Origin of the sequence: Streptomyces sp. Ag109_O5-1, from assembly GCF_003814875.1 — a bacterium.
In the GTDB taxonomy this organism is placed as follows: Bacteria; Actinomycetota; Actinomycetes; order Streptomycetales; family Streptomycetaceae; genus Streptomyces; species Streptomyces sasae.
Genome location: NZ_RKQF01000001.1, coordinates 5,420,545 through 5,441,604, shown reverse-complemented (window position 1 = coordinate 5,441,604; position 21,060 = coordinate 5,420,545). Strand labels below are relative to the sequence as shown.

Genomic DNA, 21,060 nt, shown 5'->3' with positions numbered 1-21,060 from the left:
CACGATCGTGTGATCAGGGTCTTGCTGGACGTGACCACAGGGAGCCTGTATCCCGCACAACGAGCGGCTCGGCACTTGGGTTACGGACGGCCGGTGATCGGCTGAGAATAGCAACACGCTTTCACGCAACGTGAGTTGACGATCGCCCAGGGTGCCCGCGTCAGCGTGCGTCGTCCGGGAGGAGCCGGGCGAGGGTGCGCACGGCCCGGTACTGGAGGGTCTTGATGGCGCCTTCGTTCTTGCCCATCACCCGGGCGGTCTCGGCCACCGAGAGGCCCTGGAGGAAGCGGAGCGTCACGCACTCCTGCTGCTGGGGGTTGAGGCGCCGTACGGCGTCGAGCAGTGCCGCGTTGGAGAGGGACTCCAGGACGGAGTCCTCCGGGGAGCGCTCGACCTCGTTGGCGTCGAGCATCTCGCCGGTGGTCACCTCCAGGCGGAAGCGGCTCGACTTGAAGTGGTCGGCGACCAGGTTGCGGGCGATGGTCACCAGCCAGGCGCCGAAGTCGCGGCCCTGCCAGGTGAAGGTGCCGATCCTGCGCAGCGCGCGCAGGAACGTCTCGCTGGTCAGGTCCTCGGCGGTCGCCTTGCCGCCGACCCGGTAGTAGATGTAGCGGTACACGGTGTCGCTGTATTGGTCGTAGAGGCGGCCGAAGGCGTCGGCCTCGCCGGCCTGGGCGCGCTCCACGAGATCCATCATCCGGGCGCTGTCGCTGTCCGCGGCCGGGCGGCGGGTGGTGGCGGAGCCGCCGGTCGGACGGCCGCGTCTGCCGACGGCGGCGCCGCCGTCGGCCAGTGCGTAGCACGGGCCCACGGGGGCGGCCGTGGCGAAGGCGGGGACGGCGTACGCGGTGGGGACGAGGCCGCGCAGCGTCTCTTTGGCCGTCGCGACCGTTGCGCGCAGCGTAGCCAGGCCCGAGGCGTCAACCCCGACGTGTGGGTACACGGGACTCCCAGAGGCAGAGCTTTCATCACGTGCAGTGCGGAACCGTTCACCCGTCGTAGCGACGGAGGGGTACCGGTTTGCGTCTGAGGAGAATAACGCTTCGTGCAGGCACTGCTACACCGAGTTGCTCAAATCATCGATTGCGTCGCTTCTCTAACCGATTTGAGATGGTTCAAGTGCCGTAGAGTGACTGATTGTTGATCAGAAAGGTGCGTGTTCAGGCGGAGTCGAGGGCGTGTTGGGGCAGGCGCGCGATAATTCGGGCGCGCGGGGGCGGCGCAGCCGAAAAAAGACACGGCTGTGAAGCGCCCCGTAAGGGGCGCGGGGCGTTGTCGGTGTGCGGCTCCGCCGCGTGGGCGCGAGCAAACCCCACTCGGCCGCAGCCGGTGTACGACCCGCAGCCCCTACGGCGAGACTCCGCCGGTCGCCCTGACTACCGCCGCCGTCGGCTCAAAGCGATCGCCGCCGCCGTGCCACCGGCGACCGCGCCGACTCCCGCAGCCGCCGGGATCCCCACCTTCGCGGCCTTCCGGCCCGTCCGGTAGTCGCGGAGCCGCCAGTCCATCTCGCGCGCGTGCTTGCGCAGCTTCGTGTCCGGGTTGATGGCATACGGGTGACCGACCAGCGACAGCATCGGGATGTCGTTGTGGGAGTCGCTGTAGGCCGCGCAGCGGGAGAGGTCGAGGCCCTCGGCCGCGGCCAGGGCGCGTACCGCCTCCGCCTTCGCCGGGCCGTGCAGGGGCTCGCCGACGAGCTTGCCGGTGTAGACGCCGTCCACCGACTCCGCCACCGTGCCCAGCGCTCCGGTCAGGCCCAGCCGGCGGGCGATCACCCCGGCGATCTCCACCGGCGCGGCCGTGACGAGCCACACCTTCTGGCCCGCGTCCAGGTGGGCCTGGGCGAGGGCGCGGGTGCCGGGCCAGATGCGCTCGGCCATGTACTCGTCGTAGATCTCCTCGCCGATGGTCTCGAGCTCGGCGACCCGGTGGCCCTTGACGATCGACAGCGCGGAGTCGCGGGCGTCCTGCATGTGCTCGGGGTCCTCGACGCCGGCCAGCCGGAACCACGCCTGCTGCCAGGCGAACCTGGCCAGGTCGCGGGTTTCGAAGAACTTCCGCTTGTAGAGCCCCCGGCCGAAGTGGAAGATCGCGGCGCCCTGCATCACCGTGTTGTCCAGGTCGAAGAACGCGGCGGCCTTGTCGTCGCCGAGCACCGGGAACTCCGGTTCCTCGGCCTCTCCGGCCGGAGCCGATGCCGACGCTTCCTGGTTCTTGCGCGCAGCCTCCGCCGAGGCCTCGCCTGCCAACACGCTCCGCGCCGTGGCGGAGCGCCTACGGGGAGTGAGCCATCCGAGAGCGGCCATGTCGTGAGCATAGCCAGTCTGTTCGGTGGTTCCGGAGTCACGGGAGTTGGATGGGTGTGAACTCTCCGCGACAGGGCCGTTAAGCAAGGTGAGGAAGCCGTGCGGGAGCAGGGCGAGCAAGCCGTGCAGAAGACGGCGGACATGCCCTGCCTGGGGCGGGACAATGGACGTCATGAGTCCCCTCTTTGGCCGGAAGGCGCCCGCGCCTCGTGCGCAATTGGTCACCCTCATCCGTAAGCCGGGCTGTCATCTGTGTGATGACGCACAGGTCGTGGTCGAGAAGGTGTGCGGTGACCTCGGCGTTCCCTGGGAGCAGAAGGACATCGCCCAGGATCCGCACCTGCACGAGAAGTACTGGGAGCAGATCCCGGTCGTACTCGTCGACGGTGAACAGCACACCTTCTGGCGCGTGAACGAAGAGCGCCTCCGCAAGGCACTGACCGACTAGTCCAAACAGGCCGGAAAGTCGCTTAGGATCGACGGCGGCTTGGTCTCGGGGGCGGGATTTGTAAGGAGTGTGTACGGTTTTGCCCCCATCCGAGGTGGAGCGTGAGCGCGTGTGCGCCGGTTCCCTGCGACTGCGCAGAGGGTGCGTGACCCCGGTCACGTTGGCCGGGCAAAACGGACACCATCTTTGTGCACGCGTTCACAAAGACATAGCCTGCTGTCGACGGGGCGGTCCGGGTACGTGTGACCGTCCGCAGCCCCGCTCAACACGTTGGAGCACCGTGGCAACTGGCCGAACTCACCGACCGGCGACCCGCAGCCGAGGTATCCCCGAGGCCACTGTCGCCAGGCTTCCGCTGTACCTCCGTGCTCTGACCGCACTGTCGGAGCGCTCGGTCCCCACGGTCTCCTCCGAAGAGCTGGCCGCGGCCGCGGGGGTCAACTCCGCCAAGCTGCGCAAGGACTTCTCTTACCTGGGTTCTTACGGAACGCGCGGTGTCGGCTACGACGTCGAGTATCTCGTCTACCAGATCTCCCGTGAGCTGGGCCTCACGCAGGACTGGCCGGTTGTGATCGTCGGTATCGGTAACCTCGGCGCCGCCCTGGCCAACTACGGCGGGTTCGCCTCGCGTGGTTTCCGGGTCGCCGCGCTGATCGACGCCGATCCCGCGATGGCCGGACGGCAGGTCGCCGGGATCGCCGTGCAGCACAGTGACGACCTGGAGAAGATCATCTCCGACAACGGCGTCTCCATCGGCGTGATCACCACCCCGCCGGGCGTCGCCCAGCAGGTCTGCGACCGCCTGGTGGCCGCCGGGGTGACCTCCATCCTGAACTTCGCGCCGACCGTGCTCTCCGTCCCGGACGGCGTCGACGTGCGCAAGGTCGACCTCTCCATCGAGCTGCAGATCCTCGCCTTCCACGAGCAGCGCAAGGCCGGCGAGGAACACGAGGGCACGGCTGCGCCCGCCGCCCCGCACCACGACTCCGACGAGCAGGGACCCGACGGGGACGTACCCGCCGTGATGCCGGCATGAGTCTCCTCGTCGTCGGGCTGAGCCACCGCAGCGCCCCGGTCAGCGTTCTGGAACGGGCCGCGCTCGGCGCGGACGCCCAGATCAAGCTGGTCCAGGACACGGTCGCGGCCGAACCGGCCACCGAGGCCGCGGTGCTCGCCACCTGCAACCGCATCGAGCTCTACGCCGACGTCGACAAGTTCCACGCCGGGGTCGCCGAGCTGTCCACGCTGCTCGCCCAGCACAGCGGAGTGGGGCTCGACGAGCTCACCCCGTATCTCTACGTGCACTACGAGGACCGGGCCGTCCACCATCTGTTCTCGGTGGCCTGCGGGCTGGACTCGATGGTCGTCGGCGAGGGACAGATCCTCGGCCAGATAAAGGACTCGCTCGCCAAGGCGCAGGAGCTGCACAGCGCCGGGCGGCTGATGAACGACCTGTTCCAGCAGGGGCTGCGGGTCGGCAAGCGCGCCCACTCCGAGACCGGGATCGACCGGGCCGGACAGTCCCTGGTCACCTTCGGGCTTGAGCAGCTCGCCGCCGGCGGCGATGTGCAGAGCTGGGCCAAGGGCAAGAAGGCGCTGGTCATCGGCGCCGGTTCGATGTCCTCGCTGGCCGCCGCGACGCTCGCCCGGGCGGGGGTCACGGAGATCGTCGTGGCCAACCGGACGCCGGACCGCGCGGAGCGGCTCGCACAGATCCTGAACGAGGGCGACGACACGCACGTGACGGCCCGCGCGGTACCGATGGACTCGGTGCCGGGCGAGCTGACACGTGCCGACATCGCCGTCTCCTGTACCGGGGCGACGGGGCTGGTCCTCACCGCCGAGGTGATCGCGGCGGCGATCGAGGGACGGACCGGTGAGCCCGTTGCCGAGATCGACACGGACCTGCCGGCGACGCCGAAGCCGCTGCCCGCCACCAGCCTCGGCACCGACGAGAACTGCCCGCTCGACCTCACCGCCGCGCAGAGCGGTTTCTCCGTGATGGGCGAGGCCGCGGTCGCCGGGATGGCCGCCGCCGAGCTGGAGCAGCACGCGGCCTGGGTGGACAACGGGACAGTGGACATCCGGGAGGCCGGCCGTCGTACGGCCGAGACCCCCGAAGCCGCAGTCGAAGCCGAAGCCGAGCTGATCGGCGCGCTCGCCAGGGCCGCCGCCCGTGTCGGCCGGATCCCCGAGCGGCGCAGGCCGGAGCCGGTCGCCGGGTTCGTACGCCCCGCCCCCGCGCTCTTCCTCCTCGACCTCGCCATGCCCCGCGACATCGACGCGGCCGTGCACCGGCTGGCCGGTGTGCGCCTGGTCGACATCGAGTCGCTGGCGGAGGCGTCGGCCGACGCCCCGATGGCCGCCGACGTGGACCAGGTCCGCCGTATCGTTTCGGACGAGGTGGCCGCGTTCGGGGCGGCGCAGCGGGCCGCGCACATCACGCCGACCGTGGTCGCCCTGCGCACCATGGCCGCCGATGTGGTGGCCGGTGAGATCGCTCGGCTCGACGGACGCCTTCCCGACCTGGACGAACGCCAGCGCGGGGAGATCCGGCAGGCCGTGCACCGGGTCGTCGACAAGCTGCTGCACGCGCCGACCGTACGGGTCAAGCAGCTCGCGGCCGAGCCCGGCGGCGCCGGGTACGCGGACGCGCTGCGCACCCTGTTCGACCTCGACCCCGAGACGGTCGCCGCCGTCTCCCGGGCCGTGGACAGCACAGACAAGAAGGACCGACCGGCATGAGTGACAATCCACTGCGACTGGGGACCAGGCGATCCAGACTCGCCATGGCCCAGTCCGGGCAAGTGGCCGAGGCCGTGAGCCAGGTGACCGGACGGCCCGTCGAGCTCGTCGAGATCACCACCTACGGCGACACCTCCCGCGAGCACCTCGCGCAGATCGGCGGCACGGGGGTCTTCGTGACCGCCCTGCGGGACGCGCTGCTGCGCGGCGAGGTCGACTTCGCGGTTCACTCGCTCAAGGACCTCCCGACCACCCAGCCCGAAGAGCTGGCGCTGGCCGCCATACCGCTGCGCGAGGACCCGAGGGACGTGATCGTCGCCCGGGACGCGCTGAAGTTCACCGACCTGCCGCGCGGGGCGCGCATCGGCACCGGTTCACCGCGCCGGACGGCGCAGCTGAACGCGTACGCCCGCACCCACGGGCTCGACATCGAGACCGTCCCGATCCGGGGGAACGTCGACACCCGGATCGGATATGTGCGCGACGGCGAGCTCGACGCGGTGGTGCTGGCCGCGGCCGGCCTCAGCCGCATCGGCCGCATCGACGAGGTGACCGACTTCCTGTCGGTCGACACGGTTCTGCCCGCCCCCGGCCAGGGGGCACTGGCGATCGAATGCGTCGCGGACAACGCGTCGCTGGTCGCCGCGCTCGGGGAACTCGACGACCCGTTCACGCGGGTCGCCGTGACCGCCGAGCGATCACTGCTCGCCGCCCTGGAGGCCGGCTGCTCCGCCCCTGTGGGCGCGCTGGCCGACCTTCTGGCCGACGGGCAGATTGTCAAGGAAATGCGCCTGCGTGGAGTCGTCGGCACGACCGACGGCACACGGATGGTGCAGTTGTCCACCACCGGTCCCGTGCCCGAGACATACGACCAGGCGACGGCGCTCGGTCGCGAACTCGCCGCCGAGATGCTTGCCCAGGGCGCGGCCGGTCTGATGGGGGAGCGAGCACAGTGAGCCCCACCAACCTTCCCGTCGGCCTCGATCACGGGCACGTCACCTTCCTGGGTGCCGGACCCGGGGATCCGGGACTGCTGACCTTGCGTGCCGTGGAGGCACTGTCCAGCGCGGACGTCCTGGTCGCCGAGCACGACGTGCTCGACGTGATCAGGGCCCACGCCAGGCAGGGCGTCTCCGTCGTGCCCACGAGTCCGGATTCCGCGTCGGACCCGTACAAGGGCACAGGCACGCCTCAACTCACGGTTGTTGACGGCGCGTCAACGACCGCTTCCCTCCCGCCCGTGCGGGATGCGGCTCATCTTGTCATGGAGGCCGCGCGGGGTGGCAGGCGGGTCGTCCGTGCGGTGTCCGGGGACCCGGGACTTGATACGTACGCGACCGAGGAAATGCTCGCCTGCGCAGCCGCCGGTGTGCCCTTCGAGGTCGTGCCGGGTGTCGCGGCGGCCGTGGGCGTGCCCGCGTACGCCGGTGTGCCGCTGCGCGACGCGCAGGGCGCCGACGTCCGCTTCGTGGACGCACGGACGGCCTCCGACCGGTGCTGGACCGAGGTCGGCGCCTCGGACGGCACGGTCGTCGTGTCGACCTCGCTCGACTCGGTGGCCGCGGCCGCCGGTGAGCTGGTCGCCGCGGGTCGCAAGCCGGACACCCCGCTGACGGTCACCGTTGCCGGTACGACGACCCGGCAGCGGACCTGGACCGCCACCCTGGGCACGATCGCGCAGACGCTGAAGCAGGCGAAGGTGCTGCCGTCGCCGGACGGCGGCCGGCCGGTGATAGCCGTGGTCGGCGAGCGGTCCTCCGTCGCGCAGCGCGACCAGCTGTCGTGGTTCGAGTCCAAGCCGCTGTTCGGCTGGAAGGTGCTCGTGCCGCGCACCAAGGAGCAGGCGGTGTCCCTCTCCGACCAGCTGCGGTCGTACGGCGCCGTGCCGCACGAGGTGCCGACGATCGCCGTCGAGCCGCCCCGCACGCCCCAGCAGATGGAGCGCGCGGTCAAGGGGCTCGTCACCGGACGGTACGAGTGGATCGCCTTCACCTCGGTCAACGCCGTCAAGGCGGTCCGGGAGAAGTTCGAGGAGTACGGCCTGGACGCGCGCGCCTTCGCGGGCATCAAGGTCGCGGCGGTCGGCGAGCAGACCGCCAAGGCGCTGGTCGCCTTCGGCGTGAAGCCGGACCTGGTGCCGAGCGGCGAGCAGTCGGCCGCGGGCCTGCTGGAGGACTGGCCGCCCTACGACCCGGTCTTCGACCCGATCGACCGCGTCTTCCTGCCGCGCGCCGACATCGCCACGGAGACGCTGGTCGCCGGGCTGATCGAGCTGGGCTGGGAGGTCGACGACGTCACGGCGTACCGCACCGTGCGGGCGTCGCCGCCGGCGGCGGAGACCCGCGAGGCGATCAAGGGCGGCGGCTTCGACGCGGTCCTCTTCACGTCGTCCTCGACCGTGCGGAACCTGGTGGGCATCGCCGGGAAGCCGCACAACGTGACGGTCATCGCGTGCATCGGCCCGGCCACGGCCAAGACGGCCGAGGAGCACGGGTTGCGGGTGGACGTGATGGCTCCGGAGCCGTCCGTGGGCAAGCTGGCGGAGGCCCTGGCCGAGTTCGGCCTGCGGCGCCGCGCGAGCGCGCTGGAGGCCGGGGACCCGGTGACACGGCCGAGCGAACGGCGGCCGGGAGCCCGGCGGCGGCGTACCACCTGAGTGAGGCGAGGCCGCGTGGCCCGTTCCCCTGACATGGGGTGCGGGCCACGCGCATGAGTGAGCCTCAGGGGTCCGTCGCGCGGTCTGGGATGATCGCGGGGTGATCGATGCGAGGCTGCCGGCCGCGGAGGCTGTTGAGTCGCATGTCCGGGCGTTCTTCGCGGGGCACTCCGTGGAGGTCGTCGACCACGACCTCGGGCCGGGGCGGCGAGAGGTGGTGCCCGCCCTGCGCGTTCTCGTTGTGGGGCCCGGCCCCCGCAGCGACAGCTGGGCCTATGTGACCGCCGGGTGCTGGGCCGCGATGGAGAAGGACGGCCACGGTCCTGAGTTCGTCATGACCGCCCATGCCCGCGACCGGCGGTTCATCGAGCTGATGGCGATGATCGCCTATTACCACTGCGGAGGGCATCGGCTCGATGTGGAGCACAGCATGCCCATCGGTGAACCGTGGGTGCCGGGTTCGACCTGCGATCACCTGCTGATCAGTCTGCCCTACCTCCACGGACCCGACCTCGAACACTGTCCGGTTCCCGGGGGCCACGCCCGCATCCTGTGGGCCCTGCCTGTGACGGCCGCCGAGATCGAGTTCCGCAGGCATCACGGACACGAGGCGCTGGAGTGGCTCTTCGACCAGGCGGAGATCATCCCCACCGATCCCTTCAGGGCATCGGTCGCCTGAGTTTCCGGCCTCCGGCGGTCACCGAAGGTGAGTCCCGACCGCGGACTCATGCGGCCCCGGCCGTCCGGGGAGCCGGCCCGGTACCTTCCTCGCATGGAACGGGCCACCATCCTGAGCGGCCTCGCCGCGAGCGGAACCGAGACCGCTCCGCAGCGACTGACCGAACTCGCCGCCGAACTCGACATACCGGTCGCCGACCTTCTCGTCGTCGCGGGCCGGCCGGTGCCGGCGGAACTCCTTCCCCCGGAGCGTGACGCCAGGGTCATGAGGCAGTTCGCCTACCGCGTCAGTTACTGCGACCACTCGGAGCTCGCCGCGCTGGAGGCATTCGTCCGCTCACTGCCCCGCGTCGCCGCTCCAGAACCCTTCGTCCAGCCGGCGTGGCCGAGTCCGCGTCCCGCCGAGACCAGGTTTGCCGCCGTGCTCGGCGCACTGATCCGAAACCGCGGCTTCGGCATCCGCGAACTGCCGTTCATGGGCCTGTCCCTCAGCACGCTGTACGGGATGGTGTGGCGTTGGGACCCGAGTCCGCACCGCCGGCAGCAGCTGTCTGCCGTAGCAGGTCCGCTGGGCTGGACCCTGCCCGATCTCTTCGCGGTCGCCGATGAACCGTACTCGGAGGAACTCCGCCCGGTGCTGCACTGTCACCACGTCGGACGGGTCTTCGCGGCGGCCGTCCCCCTGACCACCGCTCAGCTGATCGAGACCGCGCAGGAAGCGGATCGACTGAGCGTGCGCGAGGACCAGGGCATATGGCAGCCCGTCTCGCAGGGCTTTGCCGAGGAGTGCCCGGACTTCCCCTGACGGCAAGGGCTGTGCTGGTGCGGTCCGGCAGGGGGCGGGTGCCTTGTCCTCGGGCGGCGCCTCTCCGTCGACTGCGTGGGGACACCGCCGCCCGCTTCCTGAGCGCACGGCCGGCCCCTGCCTACGCCGTGTCGTTGTCCAGGATCTTCTTCAGGTCTGCGACCACTGTCGGGATCTCGCGGTCGAAGGCCAGGCCGTCGACGCCCTCGTCCGTGACCACTGCCAGGAGGGCCCGGGTGCCCACCGCCGTGACGATGACGTGGCCCCCGGCGCCTCCGTACGTGCGGGGGCGCCGACGCCGCGTCGGCAAGCGCGCCCATGTGACGGGCGTAGCGTAGGGAGCATGACGAAGTACGGATCCTTCCCCGGCACGCGGCCGCGTCGGCTGCGGACCTCCCCCGTCATGCGGCGCATGGTCGCCGAGACCCGGCTGCACCCCGCGGACTTCATCCTCCCGGCGTTCGTCCGCGAAGGCATCGCCGAGCCCGTGCCGATCGCCGCCATGCCCGGTGTCGTCCAGCACACCCGGGACAGTCTGAAGAAGGCCGCCGCGGAGGCCGTCGAGGCCGGGATCTCCGGGATCATGCTGTTCGGCGTGCCGGAGGAGAGCAAGAAGGACGCCCTCGGCACCCCCGGCACCGACCCGGACGGGATCCTCCAGGTCGCTCTGCGGGACGTGCGCGCCGAGGTCGGCGACGACCTGCTCGTGATGTCCGACGTCTGCCTCGACGAGACCATCGACCACGGACACTGCGGGGTGCTGGACTCGGAAGGGCGCGTCGACAACGACGCCACCCTGGAGCGGTACGCCGAGATGGCCCAGGTCCAGGCCGACGCCGGAGCCCATGTCGTGGGCCCCAGCGGGATGATGGACGGGCAGATCGGCGTCATCCGCGACGCCCTCGACCAGATCGGGCGGGAGGACGTCGCGATCCTCGCCTACACCGCCAAGTACGCCTCCGCCTTCTACGGCCCCTTCCGGGAAGCCGTCGGCTCGTCCCTCAAGGGCGACCGCAAGACCTACCAGCAGGACCCCGCCAACGCGCGCGAGTCGATGCGCGAGCTGGCCCTGGATCTGGAGGAGGGCGCCGACATGGTGATGGTCAAGCCGGCCGGACCCTACCTCGACATCCTCGCGCGCGTCGCCGACTCCGTGGACGTACCGGTCGCCGCCTACCAGATCTCCGGCGAGTACTCGATGGTCGAGGCCGCCGCCGAGAAGGGCTGGATCGACCGCGACCGGGCCATCCTGGAGACGCTGACCGGCATCAAGCGGGCCGGCGCGCAGAACATCCTCACCTACTGGGCCGTCGAGGCCGCCCGGATGCTCGGCTGAGAACGGACGTACGGTGCCCCCGGCCGGTGGGATCCGGGCGGGGGCACTTTCAAGTCGCCGATGGCGTTAGGTTGTTGACCGACTTCGCCCTTCGCCGACCGTCCGGGAGACACCCATGTCCGGTGACGCCCTCAGCCAGGATCCCGCCGAGCTGAGAAAGAGGTTCGACAACACCAGGCCGCACCCGGCCCGGATCTACGACGTCTTCCTCGGCGGCAAGGACAACTACCCCGCCGACCGCGCCGCCGCTGCCGCCGCCCTCGCCGCCAACCCGCGCGGCTACCTCGACGTAAGGCACAACCGCGACTTCCTGCGCCGCGCCGTGACCAGGCTCGCGGCGGAGGACGGCATCCACCAGTTCCTCGACATCGGTACCGGGCTGCCCACCGCGGAGAACGTCCACCAGATCGCCCAGCGGATCCTCCCCGACTCCCGGGTCGTCTACGTGGACAACGACCCGATCGTCCTCGCCCACGCCCGCGCCCTGCTCACCAGCGGGCCCGACGGCCGAACCGACTACATCGACGCCGACTTCGAGAACCCGGCGGAGATACTCGAACAGGCCGCCAAGACACTGGACTTCGACCAGCCGATGGCCCTGTTCCTGGTGGCGATCCTGCACTTCATCGAGGACGAGGTGGCGTACCCGATCGTCAGCGAGCTCGTCGAGGCGCTGCCCTCCGGCAGCCGGCTGGTCATCAGCCACCTCACCGAAGACCTCAACCCCGAGAAGATCCAAGGGGTCCAGCGGTCGTACACCGAGCGGGGCCTGACCTTCGTGCTGCGGTCCAGGGCCGAGGTCGAGCGTTTCTTCACGGAGAACTCCCTCGGCCTCGCCGACCCGGGCGTGGTCCCCGTCCACCACTGGCACCCCGACCACGCGGCCCCCGTCCTCGAGCAGCCCGACCCCGCCCTGCTGGCCGGACTCGACGACATCGACCGGTCCCGGTACGCCGACATCAACGACGTCACCGACGCCGACATCAACGTCTACGCGGGCGTCGCCGCCAAGGCCTGAGCCTTGCTCACCAGCCGTTGATGTCGTCCCGGCTCTGCTGCCAGTACGTCACCCGCAGCGAGCTGTCGTAGTACATGCCCTTCGTCGGCAGCGACGGTGTCGCCGAGGCTCCGCCGCTGCTGTTCGGCGTCCTGCCCTGGAAGGCGATCGTCAGCCGGTGGCCGGTGGTGCCGCCGTCGCCGCTGCCGTCGGCCGCGGACAGCAGCACGCCCGCGTACCCGGACTCACCCGGCGCGAGGGAGACGACCGCCTGCGGGTGGGTGTCCTCGTCGGGCTGCGGGACCCACTGCATCTCGTCGAAGCGGACGACGGGGTAGTAGGTCAGGTCGCAGAGCTTGCTGCCGGTGTTGGTGACCGTGAGCAGCATGTGGTTCAGCGGGCGGGAGACCGGCTGGGCGGTGACCTTGGTGTTGGAGCCGTCGCAGAGGACCCGGGCCGTGGTGCCGCTCCCGCCGCCGCTGCCCGGCTTCTTCGCGGCCGAGTTGCCGGCGGGCGCGGGCGTCGACCCGCCGGTGCCCGACCCCGTCGAGCCGGTCCCGGACGCGTTCGTGCCGGAGGAGCCGGAGGAGCCGGAGGTGCCCGAGGAAGTGGCGCCGGTGGAGTCCTCCGACGCCTTCGGGGTCGAGGAGGCCGACGTGCTGTTCGCCGACCCGGACGTGCCCTCGTCCTTCGTGCCCGTGCCGTTCTGGCAGGCCGAGAGGGCGAGGGCGGCGACGGCGGCACCGGTGGCGGCGAGCAGACGGACACGGCGGGCGGTACGCATGGGCGAATCCTCTTTCGAGTGGTGGCGTGCTTGGATGGCCACAGCCTGTGGGTTGCTCCGTCCCGTCCGCCACAGCCGCCGGACGATCAGGGACACTGGAACGGTCATACCGGCTCTGACCTGGGAGAACAGCCCTTCCCTGGAACGGGTGAATGGGATGCGGGGGGACGGAGGAACGGTGTCGGACGGCACGGCGGGAAGCGGTTTCGCGGAGCTGCTGCGGGAACTGAAGGACCGCTCGGGGCTGAGCTACGGCACGCTCGCCAAACGGCTGCACATGAGTACGTCGACCCTGCACCGCTACTGCAACGGGGACGCCGTACCGGCGGACTACGCCCCGGTGGAACGCCTCGCCCGGCTCTGCAAGGCCCGCCCCGAGGAACTGGTCGAGCTGCACCGGCGGTGGGTACTGGCGGACGCGGGGCGGCGGCGGAAGACGGACGCGTCGGAGAAGGCGGCGAAGCCGACCGGAGCGGCGAAGCCAGCCGAGGCGACCGCGGCAGCCGCGGCGGCCGGCGCCGTCGCCGGGGCGGTCGCGGCAGAGCCGCCAGAACCGCCGGAACCGCCGGAGCAGTTGGGCCCGTCGGAGCGGGCGGCCGGGGCGGTGGTGGAGGAGCCGGGCGGCGAGCCTGTCACAGCGCCGCGTCGTCGCCGTGTCCCGCGGCGCGCTCTCCTCGCCGGGATCGCGGTCGTCGTACTGCTTGGCGCCACCGCGCTCGCCGTACGGCTGTCCTCCGGCGGGACCGACGACAAGAACGCGGGCGCCGCCACCCAGGCGACCGGTGCACCGCACACCTCCGCGGTGCCGCCACCGGGCACCCCGTCGTCGTCCTCGCGGTCCTCCTCGGCCACCGACGCCGCGCCGCCCCCGTTCACCGTCACCACCCAGCCCTACACCTGGGAGAGCCCCTGCTCCCAGCGCTATCTGATCGACCGGGCCCCGGCCGCGGTGGCGCCGCCGCCCGTGGAGTCGGACGCGACCGCGTGGGTGTCCGCGCACCAGGCGGTCTCCGCGGGCGAGCAGTACGTCACGCTGACCCTGAAGGGCACCGGCTCGGAGTCGGTGGTGCTGGAGAGCCTCGCGGTGCGCACGGTGGAACGGGGTTCACCGCTCGCCTGGAACGACTACGCGATGGGAACCTCGGGCGTCGGCTGCGGCGAGAACGTACCCGCCCGTTTCTTCACCGTCGCCCTGGACGGGGTGCGGCCGGCGCTCGTGCCGGCGGCGGGGCACCGGGACTTCCCGTTCAAGGTGAGCGATTCGGACCCCGAGGTCATCCATGTCAGAGCCGACGCCTCGGCGTACTCCGTGGGCTGGTACCTGGAGCTGTCCTGGTCCAGCGGGGCGCGGTCCGGGACGCTGCGGATCGACGACAAGGGGCGGCCGTTCCGCACGAGCGGCGACAACGGGCGGCCCGTCTACGAGTTCCCGCTGGGCGGCGAGGCCTGGCGGACCGCGTCGCCGGCGGGCTGAGACATGGAGGCGGCGGACGGGCCCTCGTCACGTACGCCCTGACCGTCCCGGCATCCGCTGAGCGCCGTCACGGCGACCAGCGTCAGGGCGGCCGCCGCCAGGAAACGGCGACGGCCGGGGGCCGGGGCGGGGTGCGTGGCGGACATACGAGGGCTCCCTTGACGGTCTCGGCGTGGTCGGCGCCGTCGGTGCTGTCGGCGATCTCGATGTGCCCTCAGCCTGTGGGCCGACCCGTCCCGGCCGCCAGACCGCACGGCGGATTCGGGACGCGTGAACCCGACCCACCCACCTGAACTGCACGGATACCAGCCCGTGGGACGGCGGGACGGGACGTTCGAGCACCTGGGCAGGGGTTCCCGAGCCGCCCCTGCTCGCACTTGTCCGCATCGCGAAATGACAGGTGTAGGCGGCATGTACCTCTCTAGGCTCCCACCAAGACGAGGATCAGCCCCAGGAGCCGTCCATGACCGTCACCAGTTCCCCCGCCGCCCTGCCGCCGCTCGCGGCCCGTGCCCGTACCGTCGGCGGTTCGCCCGTCCGGGAGATCCTCGCGGTGACCGCACGCCCCGAGATGATCAACTTCGCGGGCGGGCTGCCGGCCCCCGAACTCTTCGACCGGGAGGGCATCGCGGCCGCCTTCCGGGCGGTCCTGGAGGAGGCGCCGGAACGGGCGCTGCAGTACTCCACGACGGAGGGCGAGCCGGCGCTCCGGCAGGGACTCGCGGCACGCATCCACGCCCAGGGCCTGCCCACCGACGCGGACGACCTCCTGATCACCACCGGCTCCCAGCAGGCCCTCTCCCTCCTCGCAAGCGCGCTCATAGACCCCGGGGACACCGTCCTCGTCGAAAGCCCCTGCTATCTCGCGGCACTTCAGGTGTTCGGGCTCGCCGGGGCGCGGGTGCTGCCCGTCCCCTGCGACGCGGACGGCGTCGACCCGGCCGCCCTCCAGGAGCTGATCCGCGCCGAACGGCCCAAACTCCTCTACCTCGTCCCGACCTTCCAGAACCCCACCGGCCGCACCATGCCCGCCGCCCGCCGCGCCGCCGTCGCCACGGCCGCCGCCCGGCACGGCCTGTGGATCGTCGAGGACGACCCCTACGGCGAACTCCGCTACGACGGCGAGCGCGTCCCCTGGACAGCGTCCTTCCCCGGCGGCGAGGACCGCACGGTCCTGCTCGGCTCCTTCTCCAAGGTCATGGCCCCCGGCCTGCGCCTCGGCTGGCTCCGCGCCCCGGCCGCACTGCGCCGCGCCTGCGCGGTCGCCAAACAGGCGGCCGACCTGCACACCCCCACCGTCAACCAGCTCGCCGCGGCCCGCTACCTGGACGTCCTGGACGGCCATGTCGCCAAGGTCCGCACGGTGTACGGCGAACGCCGTGACGCCATGCTCGCCGGCCTGCCCGACGCCCTCCCGGCCGGCTCCGCCTGGGACCGGCCCGAGGGCGGCATGTTCCTCTGGGCCCGGCTCCCGGAGTCGTACGACACCACCGCCCTGCTCCGCCGGGCGGTGGACCACGATGTCGCCTACGTCCCCGGCGAGCCCTTCTACGCCGCCGACCCCGACCGTTCGACCCTGCGTCTGTGCTTCGTGACCCAGACCCCGCAGGAGATCGCCGAGGGCCTGCGCCGGCTCGCCAAGAGCCTCAACGGCTGACGGAGTTCAGTCCCACCAGAAGTGCCACAGCCGCTCGCCGACCAGCTGCTCGGCGTACGACGAGAGGGTGTCGTCGGCGCCGGGCAGCACGGCGTACGGGCAGAACGCGAAGTGCTCGGCGGCGACCCCCTCCGCCGCGTCGAGGTCGGTGGGCGGGGCGGCCACGGAGACGGCGAGGTGGTCGAGGCCGAGCGCCACCACACGTATGCCGAACCGGTCCTCCCAGGAACGCAGCACCGCGCACAAACGGGCCACGTCCTCCTCGTGGTTCACCGGCCCGCTCCAGCCGACCGCCGCCGGTATGTCCGCGCTGCGCCGGGCCGACACCAGCGCCAGATGCGGCTCCTTCAGCCAGGGCCGACCCTGGCTCAGCGCGTTGGCGACATCGGCGGCCCGCGCGTCCGGGTCGGCGACCAGCGCCGGCGCGGGGGCCAGCCCCGGCCACTCCTCGCCCTCCGGCGGGTCCTCCTCCCAGGCGTCCTCCAGCACCTCGTCGGCGTCGTGGTCCCCGGGGTACGAGGTCTCCCCGGGCGCGAAGTCCCAGTCGTCGACGTCCGCCACGTCGATCAGCACCGGCAGCAGCCCCGCACGGGCGGCCGGCGCGCCCAGCGCGGCCCAGGTCCCGGGCCCGGCGGGCTGCCCGGCGTACCACAGCAACGGCTCGTGCCACGGGCCGCAGATCGTCGCGTCCAGCAGTCTCCCGGGCGGGAGTTGGAGCCCCAGGGAACGACCGCTCGGATCGGTCGCCAGCTTGGGCAGCGGGTTGGGAAGTGTCGCCATGGCGATGACTGTAGAGGCAGCCTCTGACAACCCGGCGACGGCGATGTCCTACGCGCCCCTCGCCGTCACCGCGTCACCGAGGTGAAGCACTCCAGCCCGTCGGCCCCCGCAGGGCGGAAACAGGTCCGGATCGTGGTTCCGGGGGCGGTCACCGTCATCGGGGTGTACACGAACGCGTCCGCGTCGGCGGCCGTCCTGATCTCGGCGCCGCGCACCCGGCCGGCCGCCGTCACCTCCAGCCGGTCACCGACCCGCGTCCCCCACATCCGCGCCCAACTCGTCCTGCACTCCTTGCTGTAGCGCACCTCCAGCCAGGCGCCGCCGGCGGTGTGACGGGTGGCCAGCGTGACGGGCGAGACGGCGCACCGCATGCCCATCGGGTCCCGGCCCTCGCAGGCCGCGCCCCGGCAACGCGGGTCGGACGGGGAGGGGCCCGGGTACCGGGGCGCCTGTTCGGACGCTCGCGAGGCGCCGTCGGCGTACGGCCGCAGCAGCGCGACCGCCACCGCCATCACGCCCACAGCCATGGCACACACCGACGCCAGCACCGCCACGGCGACGACACTCCGGTGCCCGGCGAGGCGGGAGGCGGGCGCAGGCGCTGCGGCAGCCGATGCCCCCGTAGTCGTGCCCGGGCCCGTACCCGTGGCCGGGCCCGCAGTCGTGGTCGTAGCAGCCGTAGGGGATGGCGTCGCCGCCGGTGGAGCCGCCGCCGGCTCCTTCCCCCGACCGCTCCACTCCGACTCCGCGATCTCCCACAGTGCCAGGCAGCGTCCGTCCGGCTCGCCGGCCAGTCGGCACAGTTCCTTGACCGCCTGGCGCGGGGGCAGGGACTTGCCGTTGAGATAGCGCTCCCAGGACGACTTGCTGAACGCCGTCTTCGTCGCGAGGGCCGCCAGGCTCAGGCCGGTGCGGGCTCTCAACTCCCTCAGCGAGGCGGCCAGCCGGGTCCGCTCCGGGGTCATCCCCGCAGCGCCTTCCAGGTGCGCGGGCCCACGATGCCGTCCCCGATCAGCCCCGCCCGTTTCTGGAACCGCACCACCGCGCCCCGCGTCAGCGGGCCGAACATGCCGTCGATGCCGCCCGGCGAAACGCCCGCCCGGCGCAGCAGGCACTGCACCTCCGCGACGTCCGGCCCCGCCTGGCCGTACCCCACGGTGGCGTCCCGGGTCCGGCTGTTGCCCGCGTACCAGGTGCCGTCGACCCGCTGCAGACGGCAGCCGTACGAGGGTGTCGTGACCGGTGTCGACGCGGCGAGCGGAGCCGTCCGCGGCGTCCGGCCGTCGTCGGCGCCGGAGTGCCCGGTGAGCCGCAAGGTCATCAGCACGGCCGACGACACCGCCAGCACCAGGACCACCGCCCCGGCCGCGAGCACGATCCGCAACGACCGCACGGAGAGCCGTATCTCAGCGGCGGGATCGGCCGACGGCGACGGCGACACCGGCTCGGGCTCTGGCCCGGGTGCCGGTGGGTCGGCCGGCGCGGCGGTGCTCCCACGGTCCTTGCCGTTCTCCCAGGCCTCCGCCGCCACCTCGCGCAGTGTCAGCAGACGGGTCGGATCGTCCCCGCCGATCCGGGCCAGTGCCTCCACGGCCTCCCCGGGCGGCAGTGACCGGCCGCCCAGATACCGTTCCCACGACTTGGGGCTGTACCCCGTCCTCGCGGCGAGCTGCCGCATGCTCAGCCCGCTGTGGTCCTTCAGCCGGCGTAAGCGCACCACCAACTGCCGTACACGCGGATCCAGTTCAGCGGGCAGTGCTTTCCAGCGCGACATGTTCCCCCCGATGCGGTCATGAACCGTGGTCAGCGGCCCCCCGCTCCGACGGCATTCTGCATGAGCATGGCCACCCCTGTACGGCCGTCCCGCCACTCGGTCCCGCGGGAGGGTGTCAGTGCAGGTCAGAGGGGGTGACGTCCCAGGAGGCCGCCACTTCGCCGACAGCCGTGGCGGAGCCGTCCGGGCGGGCCGCACCGTGGTTGCGGCACCGGCTCGCCGAACGGACCGGACGCCGACCCACGACCTGAAAGAGGAACGCATGCGACCGAACGTTGTTGTCCGGACCCTCGTCGGAATCACCGCCGTCGCCGGCCTCGCCGCCGGATCCCTGGCGACCGCGGGCACCAGCTTCGCCGCGCCGGTCTCGCAGCCGGCGGTGAGCGTGCAGGCCGCCACCCTGGCCTCCTACGAGAACTTCGGCCTGACCACCGCCGAGGCCAAGAACGTGCAGAACTTCCTGGCGGAGTACTGGGGCTACACCGACAGCATCGACGGCCAGCTCGGCCCCAACAGCTGGAAGGCGTTCCAGCGCTGCCTCAAGACGTACTGGGGCTACACCGGTAACATCGACGGCGACCCCGGCACCAACACGATCAAGGCGCTCCAGCGCCTGCTGAAGGCCGACTACGGCTACACCGGTGACATCGACGGCATCGCCGGCTCGGGCACCCGCGCCGCCTTCAAGCGCTTCGCCGCCTGACAGCCGCCGTACCCGCGACACCCGTACAACGGCGTGTGTCCGCTCCTCCCCGGGGAGGAGCGGACACACGCCGTTGTCGCGGTGAGGACGCTCAGAGCTTCTCGGGCGTCCTGATGCCCAGCAGGGACATGCCCTGGTGGAGGGTGCGGGCCGTCATGTCGCACAGGAACAGGCGGTTCTCCACCTGGGCCGGGGTGTCGGCCTTGAGGACCGGGCACTTGTCGTAGAACGACGTGTACAGCGACGCCAGCTGGTACAGGTACGCGGCCAGCTTGTGCGGGGCGTACTCCGCCGCCGCCTCGAAGACCGTGTCACCGAACGCGTCCAGGTGCAGGCCCAGCGCCCGCTCCGCCGCGTGCAGCTCCAGCTCCGGGTGGGCGGCGGGCCGTACCTCTCCCGCCTTGCGGAGGATCGACTGGATACGGGCGTACGCGTACTGGAGGTACACGGACGTGTCGCCGTTCAGCGAGACCATCTGGTCCAGGTCGAACTTGTAGTCCCGGCTGGGCGACGTCGACAGGTCCGCGTACTTCACGGCACCGATGCCGACCTGCTGGGCCCGCTCCCGGATCTCCTCCTCCGTGAGGTCCTGCGCCTTCTCCCGGACGACCTCGGCGGCCCGCTGCACCGCCTCGTCCAGCAGGTCCTCCAGCCGTACCGTCTCGCCCTCACGCGTCTTGAACGGCTTGCCGTCCGCGCCCAGCACCGTGCCGTAGCCCATGTTGTGCGCGGTGACGTCGTCGGTGAGCCAGCCCGCCCGCCGCGCCGTCTCGAAGACCATCTTGAAGTGCAGGGACTGACGGACGTCCACGACGTAGATCAGGGACGTGGCGTGCAGGTCCTGGACCCGGTTGCGGATCGCCGTCAGGTCGGAGGCCGCGTAGCCGAAGCCGCCGTCCGCCTTCTGCACGATCAGCGGGACCGGCTGGTCGTCCTTGCCCCGGATCTCGTCGAAGAACACGACCAGCGCGCCCTCCGAACGGACCGCGACGCCCATCTCCTCCAGGAGCCGGGCGGTCTCGGGCATGCCGTCGTTGTACGCCGACTCGCCCACGATCTCGTCGTCCCGGATCTCCATGTCCAGCTTCTCGAAGACCGAGTAGAAGTAGACCTTCGACTCGTCCACGAACCGCTGCCACAGGTCCAGGGTCTCCTTGTCGCCGGACTGGAGGGCGACCACCCGCTTCCGGGCCCGCTCCTTGAAGTCCTCGTCCGCGTCGAAGACCGCCCGGGACGCCTTGTAGACCCGGTTCAGGTTCGACATGGCCTGCTCGCCGTCCGTGTCGGTCTCCGCGGACAGCTCGTCCGGGTTCTCGATCAGGTACTGGATGAGCATGCCGAACTGGGTGCCCCAGTCACCGATGTGGTGCCGGCCGATCGTCTTCTCGCCGGTGAAGTCCAGCATGCCCCGCAGAGCGTCACCGATCACCGCGGACCGCAGGTGGCCGACGTGCATCTCCTTGGCCACGTTCGGCTGGGCGTAGTCGACGACCGAGATGCCCGGGTGCTCCTTGGGCGCCACACCGAGACGGTCGCCGTCCGCGTACCGCGCGGCCAGGTTCTCGGTGATCGCCTTGTCGGCGAGGGTGATGTTGAGGAAGCCGGGGCCGGAGACCTCGACGTCCTGGATCAGGTCCGCACCCGTGGTGATGTGCGAGACGACCTGCGTCGCCAGCTCTCTGGGGTTGGCCTTGGCCTTCTTGGCGAGCGCCAGGATCCCGTTCGCCTGGTAGTCCGCCCGGTCGCTGCGTCGCAGCAGGGGGTCGACTCCGTCGGCTGCCGGCAGGGCGGCGGCGAGGGCGTCGGTGAGCTGCTGGTTGACGGAGTCGCTGAGGGACGTGACCGAGGCCATGGGGTGGGAGCCGTTCTCCTCGTGGGTTCAGGTAGACGGGTCCAGTATTTCACGGGGGGTAAAGG

21 protein-coding genes are annotated in these 21,060 nt (G+C 71.4%); 12 read left to right on the top strand and 9 right to left on the bottom strand.

Features of this window, described 5'->3' with window-relative positions; all coding sequences use genetic code 11:
• Nucleotides 1-160: 160 nt before the first annotated feature.
• Nucleotides 161-943 (bottom strand): ECF subfamily RNA polymerase sigma factor, BldN family, encoded by a 783-nt coding sequence (locus tag EDD90_RS24400; RefSeq protein WP_123975190.1) that lies wholly within the window; start codon nt 941-943, stop codon nt 161-163.
• Between the two features lie 433 nt (nt 944-1,376).
• Nucleotides 1,377-2,306: an HAD family phosphatase gene (locus EDD90_RS24395; RefSeq protein ID WP_123975189.1), complete on the bottom strand. Its 930-nt coding sequence runs from the start codon at nt 2,304-2,306 to the stop codon at nt 1,377-1,379.
• Between the two features lie 172 nt (nt 2,307-2,478).
• Between EDD90_RS24395 and EDD90_RS24390 the strand changes: the two genes are divergently transcribed.
• The 7 genes from EDD90_RS24390 to EDD90_RS24360 all read left to right on the top strand — a co-directional run bounded on the left by EDD90_RS24390 (nt 2,479) and on the right by EDD90_RS24360 (nt 9,638).
• Nucleotides 2,479-2,754 (top strand): glutaredoxin family protein, encoded by a 276-nt coding sequence (locus EDD90_RS24390; protein WP_123975188.1) that lies wholly within the window; start codon nt 2,479-2,481, stop codon nt 2,752-2,754.
• A gap of 280 nt (nt 2,755-3,034) precedes the next feature.
• On the top strand, nt 3,035-3,790 hold the full coding sequence (locus EDD90_RS24385) for a redox-sensing transcriptional repressor Rex (protein WP_123975187.1): 756 nt from the start codon (nt 3,035-3,037) through the stop codon (nt 3,788-3,790).
• A complete protein-coding gene (locus EDD90_RS24380; protein WP_123975186.1) occupies nt 3,787-5,499 on the top strand; it encodes a glutamyl-tRNA reductase in 1,713 nt (570 codons plus the stop codon). Before EDD90_RS24385 ends, EDD90_RS24380 begins: the two co-directional genes overlap by 4 nt.
• Nucleotides 5,496-6,455 carry a hydroxymethylbilane synthase gene (hemC, locus tag EDD90_RS24375; RefSeq protein ID WP_123975185.1) on the top strand — a complete coding sequence of 320 codons (960 nt, stop codon included), beginning with the start codon at nt 5,496-5,498 and terminating at the stop codon, nt 6,453-6,455. Before EDD90_RS24380 ends, hemC begins: the two co-directional genes overlap by 4 nt.
• Nucleotides 6,452-8,155, top strand: a complete 1,704-nt coding sequence (locus tag EDD90_RS24370; RefSeq protein WP_123975184.1) for a uroporphyrinogen-III synthase — start codon at nt 6,452-6,454, stop codon at nt 8,153-8,155. The genes hemC and EDD90_RS24370 overlap by 4 nt, the downstream gene beginning before the upstream one ends.
• Before the next feature lie 100 nt (nt 8,156-8,255).
• The gene (locus EDD90_RS24365; protein ID WP_123975183.1) at nt 8,256-8,834 is read left to right on the top strand and encodes a suppressor of fused domain protein; all 579 of its coding nucleotides are present in this window, start codon (nt 8,256-8,258) and stop codon (nt 8,832-8,834) included.
• 93 nt (nt 8,835-8,927) lie between these two features.
• Nucleotides 8,928-9,638 carry a hypothetical protein gene (locus tag EDD90_RS24360; RefSeq protein WP_123975182.1) on the top strand — a complete coding sequence of 237 codons (711 nt, stop codon included), beginning with the start codon at nt 8,928-8,930 and terminating at the stop codon, nt 9,636-9,638.
• Between the two features lie 121 nt (nt 9,639-9,759).
• On the opposite strand, the gene EDD90_RS57540 is transcribed toward EDD90_RS24360, so the two are convergent.
• Complete coding sequence (locus EDD90_RS57540; protein WP_260328027.1) at nt 9,760-9,882, bottom strand: hypothetical protein; 123 nt, start codon at nt 9,880-9,882, stop codon at nt 9,760-9,762.
• A 99-nt stretch (nt 9,883-9,981) separates the two neighbouring features.
• Between EDD90_RS57540 and hemB the strand changes: the two genes are divergently transcribed.
• Both hemB and EDD90_RS24350 read left to right on the top strand, forming a co-directional pair.
• The gene (gene hemB, locus EDD90_RS24355) at nt 9,982-10,974 is read left to right on the top strand and encodes a porphobilinogen synthase (protein ID WP_123975181.1); all 993 of its coding nucleotides are present in this window, start codon (nt 9,982-9,984) and stop codon (nt 10,972-10,974) included.
• 115 nt (nt 10,975-11,089) lie between these two features.
• Nucleotides 11,090-11,992: an SAM-dependent methyltransferase gene (locus EDD90_RS24350; protein ID WP_123975180.1), complete on the top strand. Its 903-nt coding sequence runs from the start codon at nt 11,090-11,092 to the stop codon at nt 11,990-11,992.
• Nucleotides 11,993-11,999: 7 nt separating this feature from the next.
• Here the strand turns inward: EDD90_RS24350 and EDD90_RS24345 are convergent, their stop codons facing one another.
• Entirely contained in the window at nt 12,000-12,755 is a 756-nt protein-coding gene (locus tag EDD90_RS24345) for a DUF4232 domain-containing protein (protein WP_123975179.1), read from the bottom strand.
• A 178-nt stretch (nt 12,756-12,933) separates the two neighbouring features.
• On the opposite strand from EDD90_RS24345, the gene EDD90_RS24340 reads away from it, so the two are divergent.
• On the top strand, nt 12,934-14,229 hold the full coding sequence (locus tag EDD90_RS24340; RefSeq protein WP_260328026.1) for a helix-turn-helix transcriptional regulator: 1,296 nt from the start codon (nt 12,934-12,936) through the stop codon (nt 14,227-14,229).
• On the opposite strand, the gene EDD90_RS24335 is transcribed toward EDD90_RS24340, so the two are convergent.
• Entirely contained in the window at nt 14,175-14,375 is a 201-nt protein-coding gene (locus tag EDD90_RS24335) for a hypothetical protein (RefSeq protein WP_123975177.1), read from the bottom strand. The two genes, EDD90_RS24340 and EDD90_RS24335, sit on opposite strands and share 55 nt — an antisense overlap.
• Nucleotides 14,376-14,692: 317 nt before the next feature.
• Between EDD90_RS24335 and EDD90_RS24330 the strand changes: the two genes are divergently transcribed.
• On the top strand, nt 14,693-15,886 hold the full coding sequence (locus EDD90_RS24330) for a PLP-dependent aminotransferase family protein (protein WP_123975176.1): 1,194 nt from the start codon (nt 14,693-14,695) through the stop codon (nt 15,884-15,886).
• A gap of 6 nt (nt 15,887-15,892) precedes the next feature.
• On the opposite strand, the gene EDD90_RS24325 is transcribed toward EDD90_RS24330, so the two are convergent.
• The 3 genes from EDD90_RS24325 to EDD90_RS24315 form a co-directional block, all read right to left on the bottom strand.
• Nucleotides 15,893-16,666, bottom strand: a complete 774-nt coding sequence (locus tag EDD90_RS24325; protein WP_123975175.1) for a DUF4253 domain-containing protein — start codon at nt 16,664-16,666, stop codon at nt 15,893-15,895.
• Nucleotides 16,667-16,731: 65 nt separating this feature from the next.
• Nucleotides 16,732-17,631 (bottom strand): XRE family transcriptional regulator, encoded by a 900-nt coding sequence (locus EDD90_RS24320; RefSeq protein WP_123975174.1) that lies wholly within the window; start codon nt 17,629-17,631, stop codon nt 16,732-16,734.
• A complete protein-coding gene (locus EDD90_RS24315) occupies nt 17,628-18,440 on the bottom strand; it encodes a peptidoglycan-binding protein (RefSeq protein ID WP_123975173.1) in 813 nt (270 codons plus the stop codon). The genes EDD90_RS24320 and EDD90_RS24315 overlap by 4 nt, the downstream gene beginning before the upstream one ends.
• Before the next feature lie 262 nt (nt 18,441-18,702).
• Between EDD90_RS24315 and EDD90_RS24310 the strand changes: the two genes are divergently transcribed.
• The gene (locus tag EDD90_RS24310; protein ID WP_123975172.1) at nt 18,703-19,143 is read left to right on the top strand and encodes a peptidoglycan-binding protein; all 441 of its coding nucleotides are present in this window, start codon (nt 18,703-18,705) and stop codon (nt 19,141-19,143) included.
• Between the two features lie 91 nt (nt 19,144-19,234).
• On the opposite strand, the gene argS is transcribed toward EDD90_RS24310, so the two are convergent.
• Nucleotides 19,235-20,995, bottom strand: coding sequence for an arginine--tRNA ligase (gene argS / locus EDD90_RS24305; protein WP_123975171.1), 1,761 nt, complete (start codon nt 20,993-20,995; stop codon nt 19,235-19,237).
• Nucleotides 20,996-21,060 lie beyond the last annotated feature (65 nt).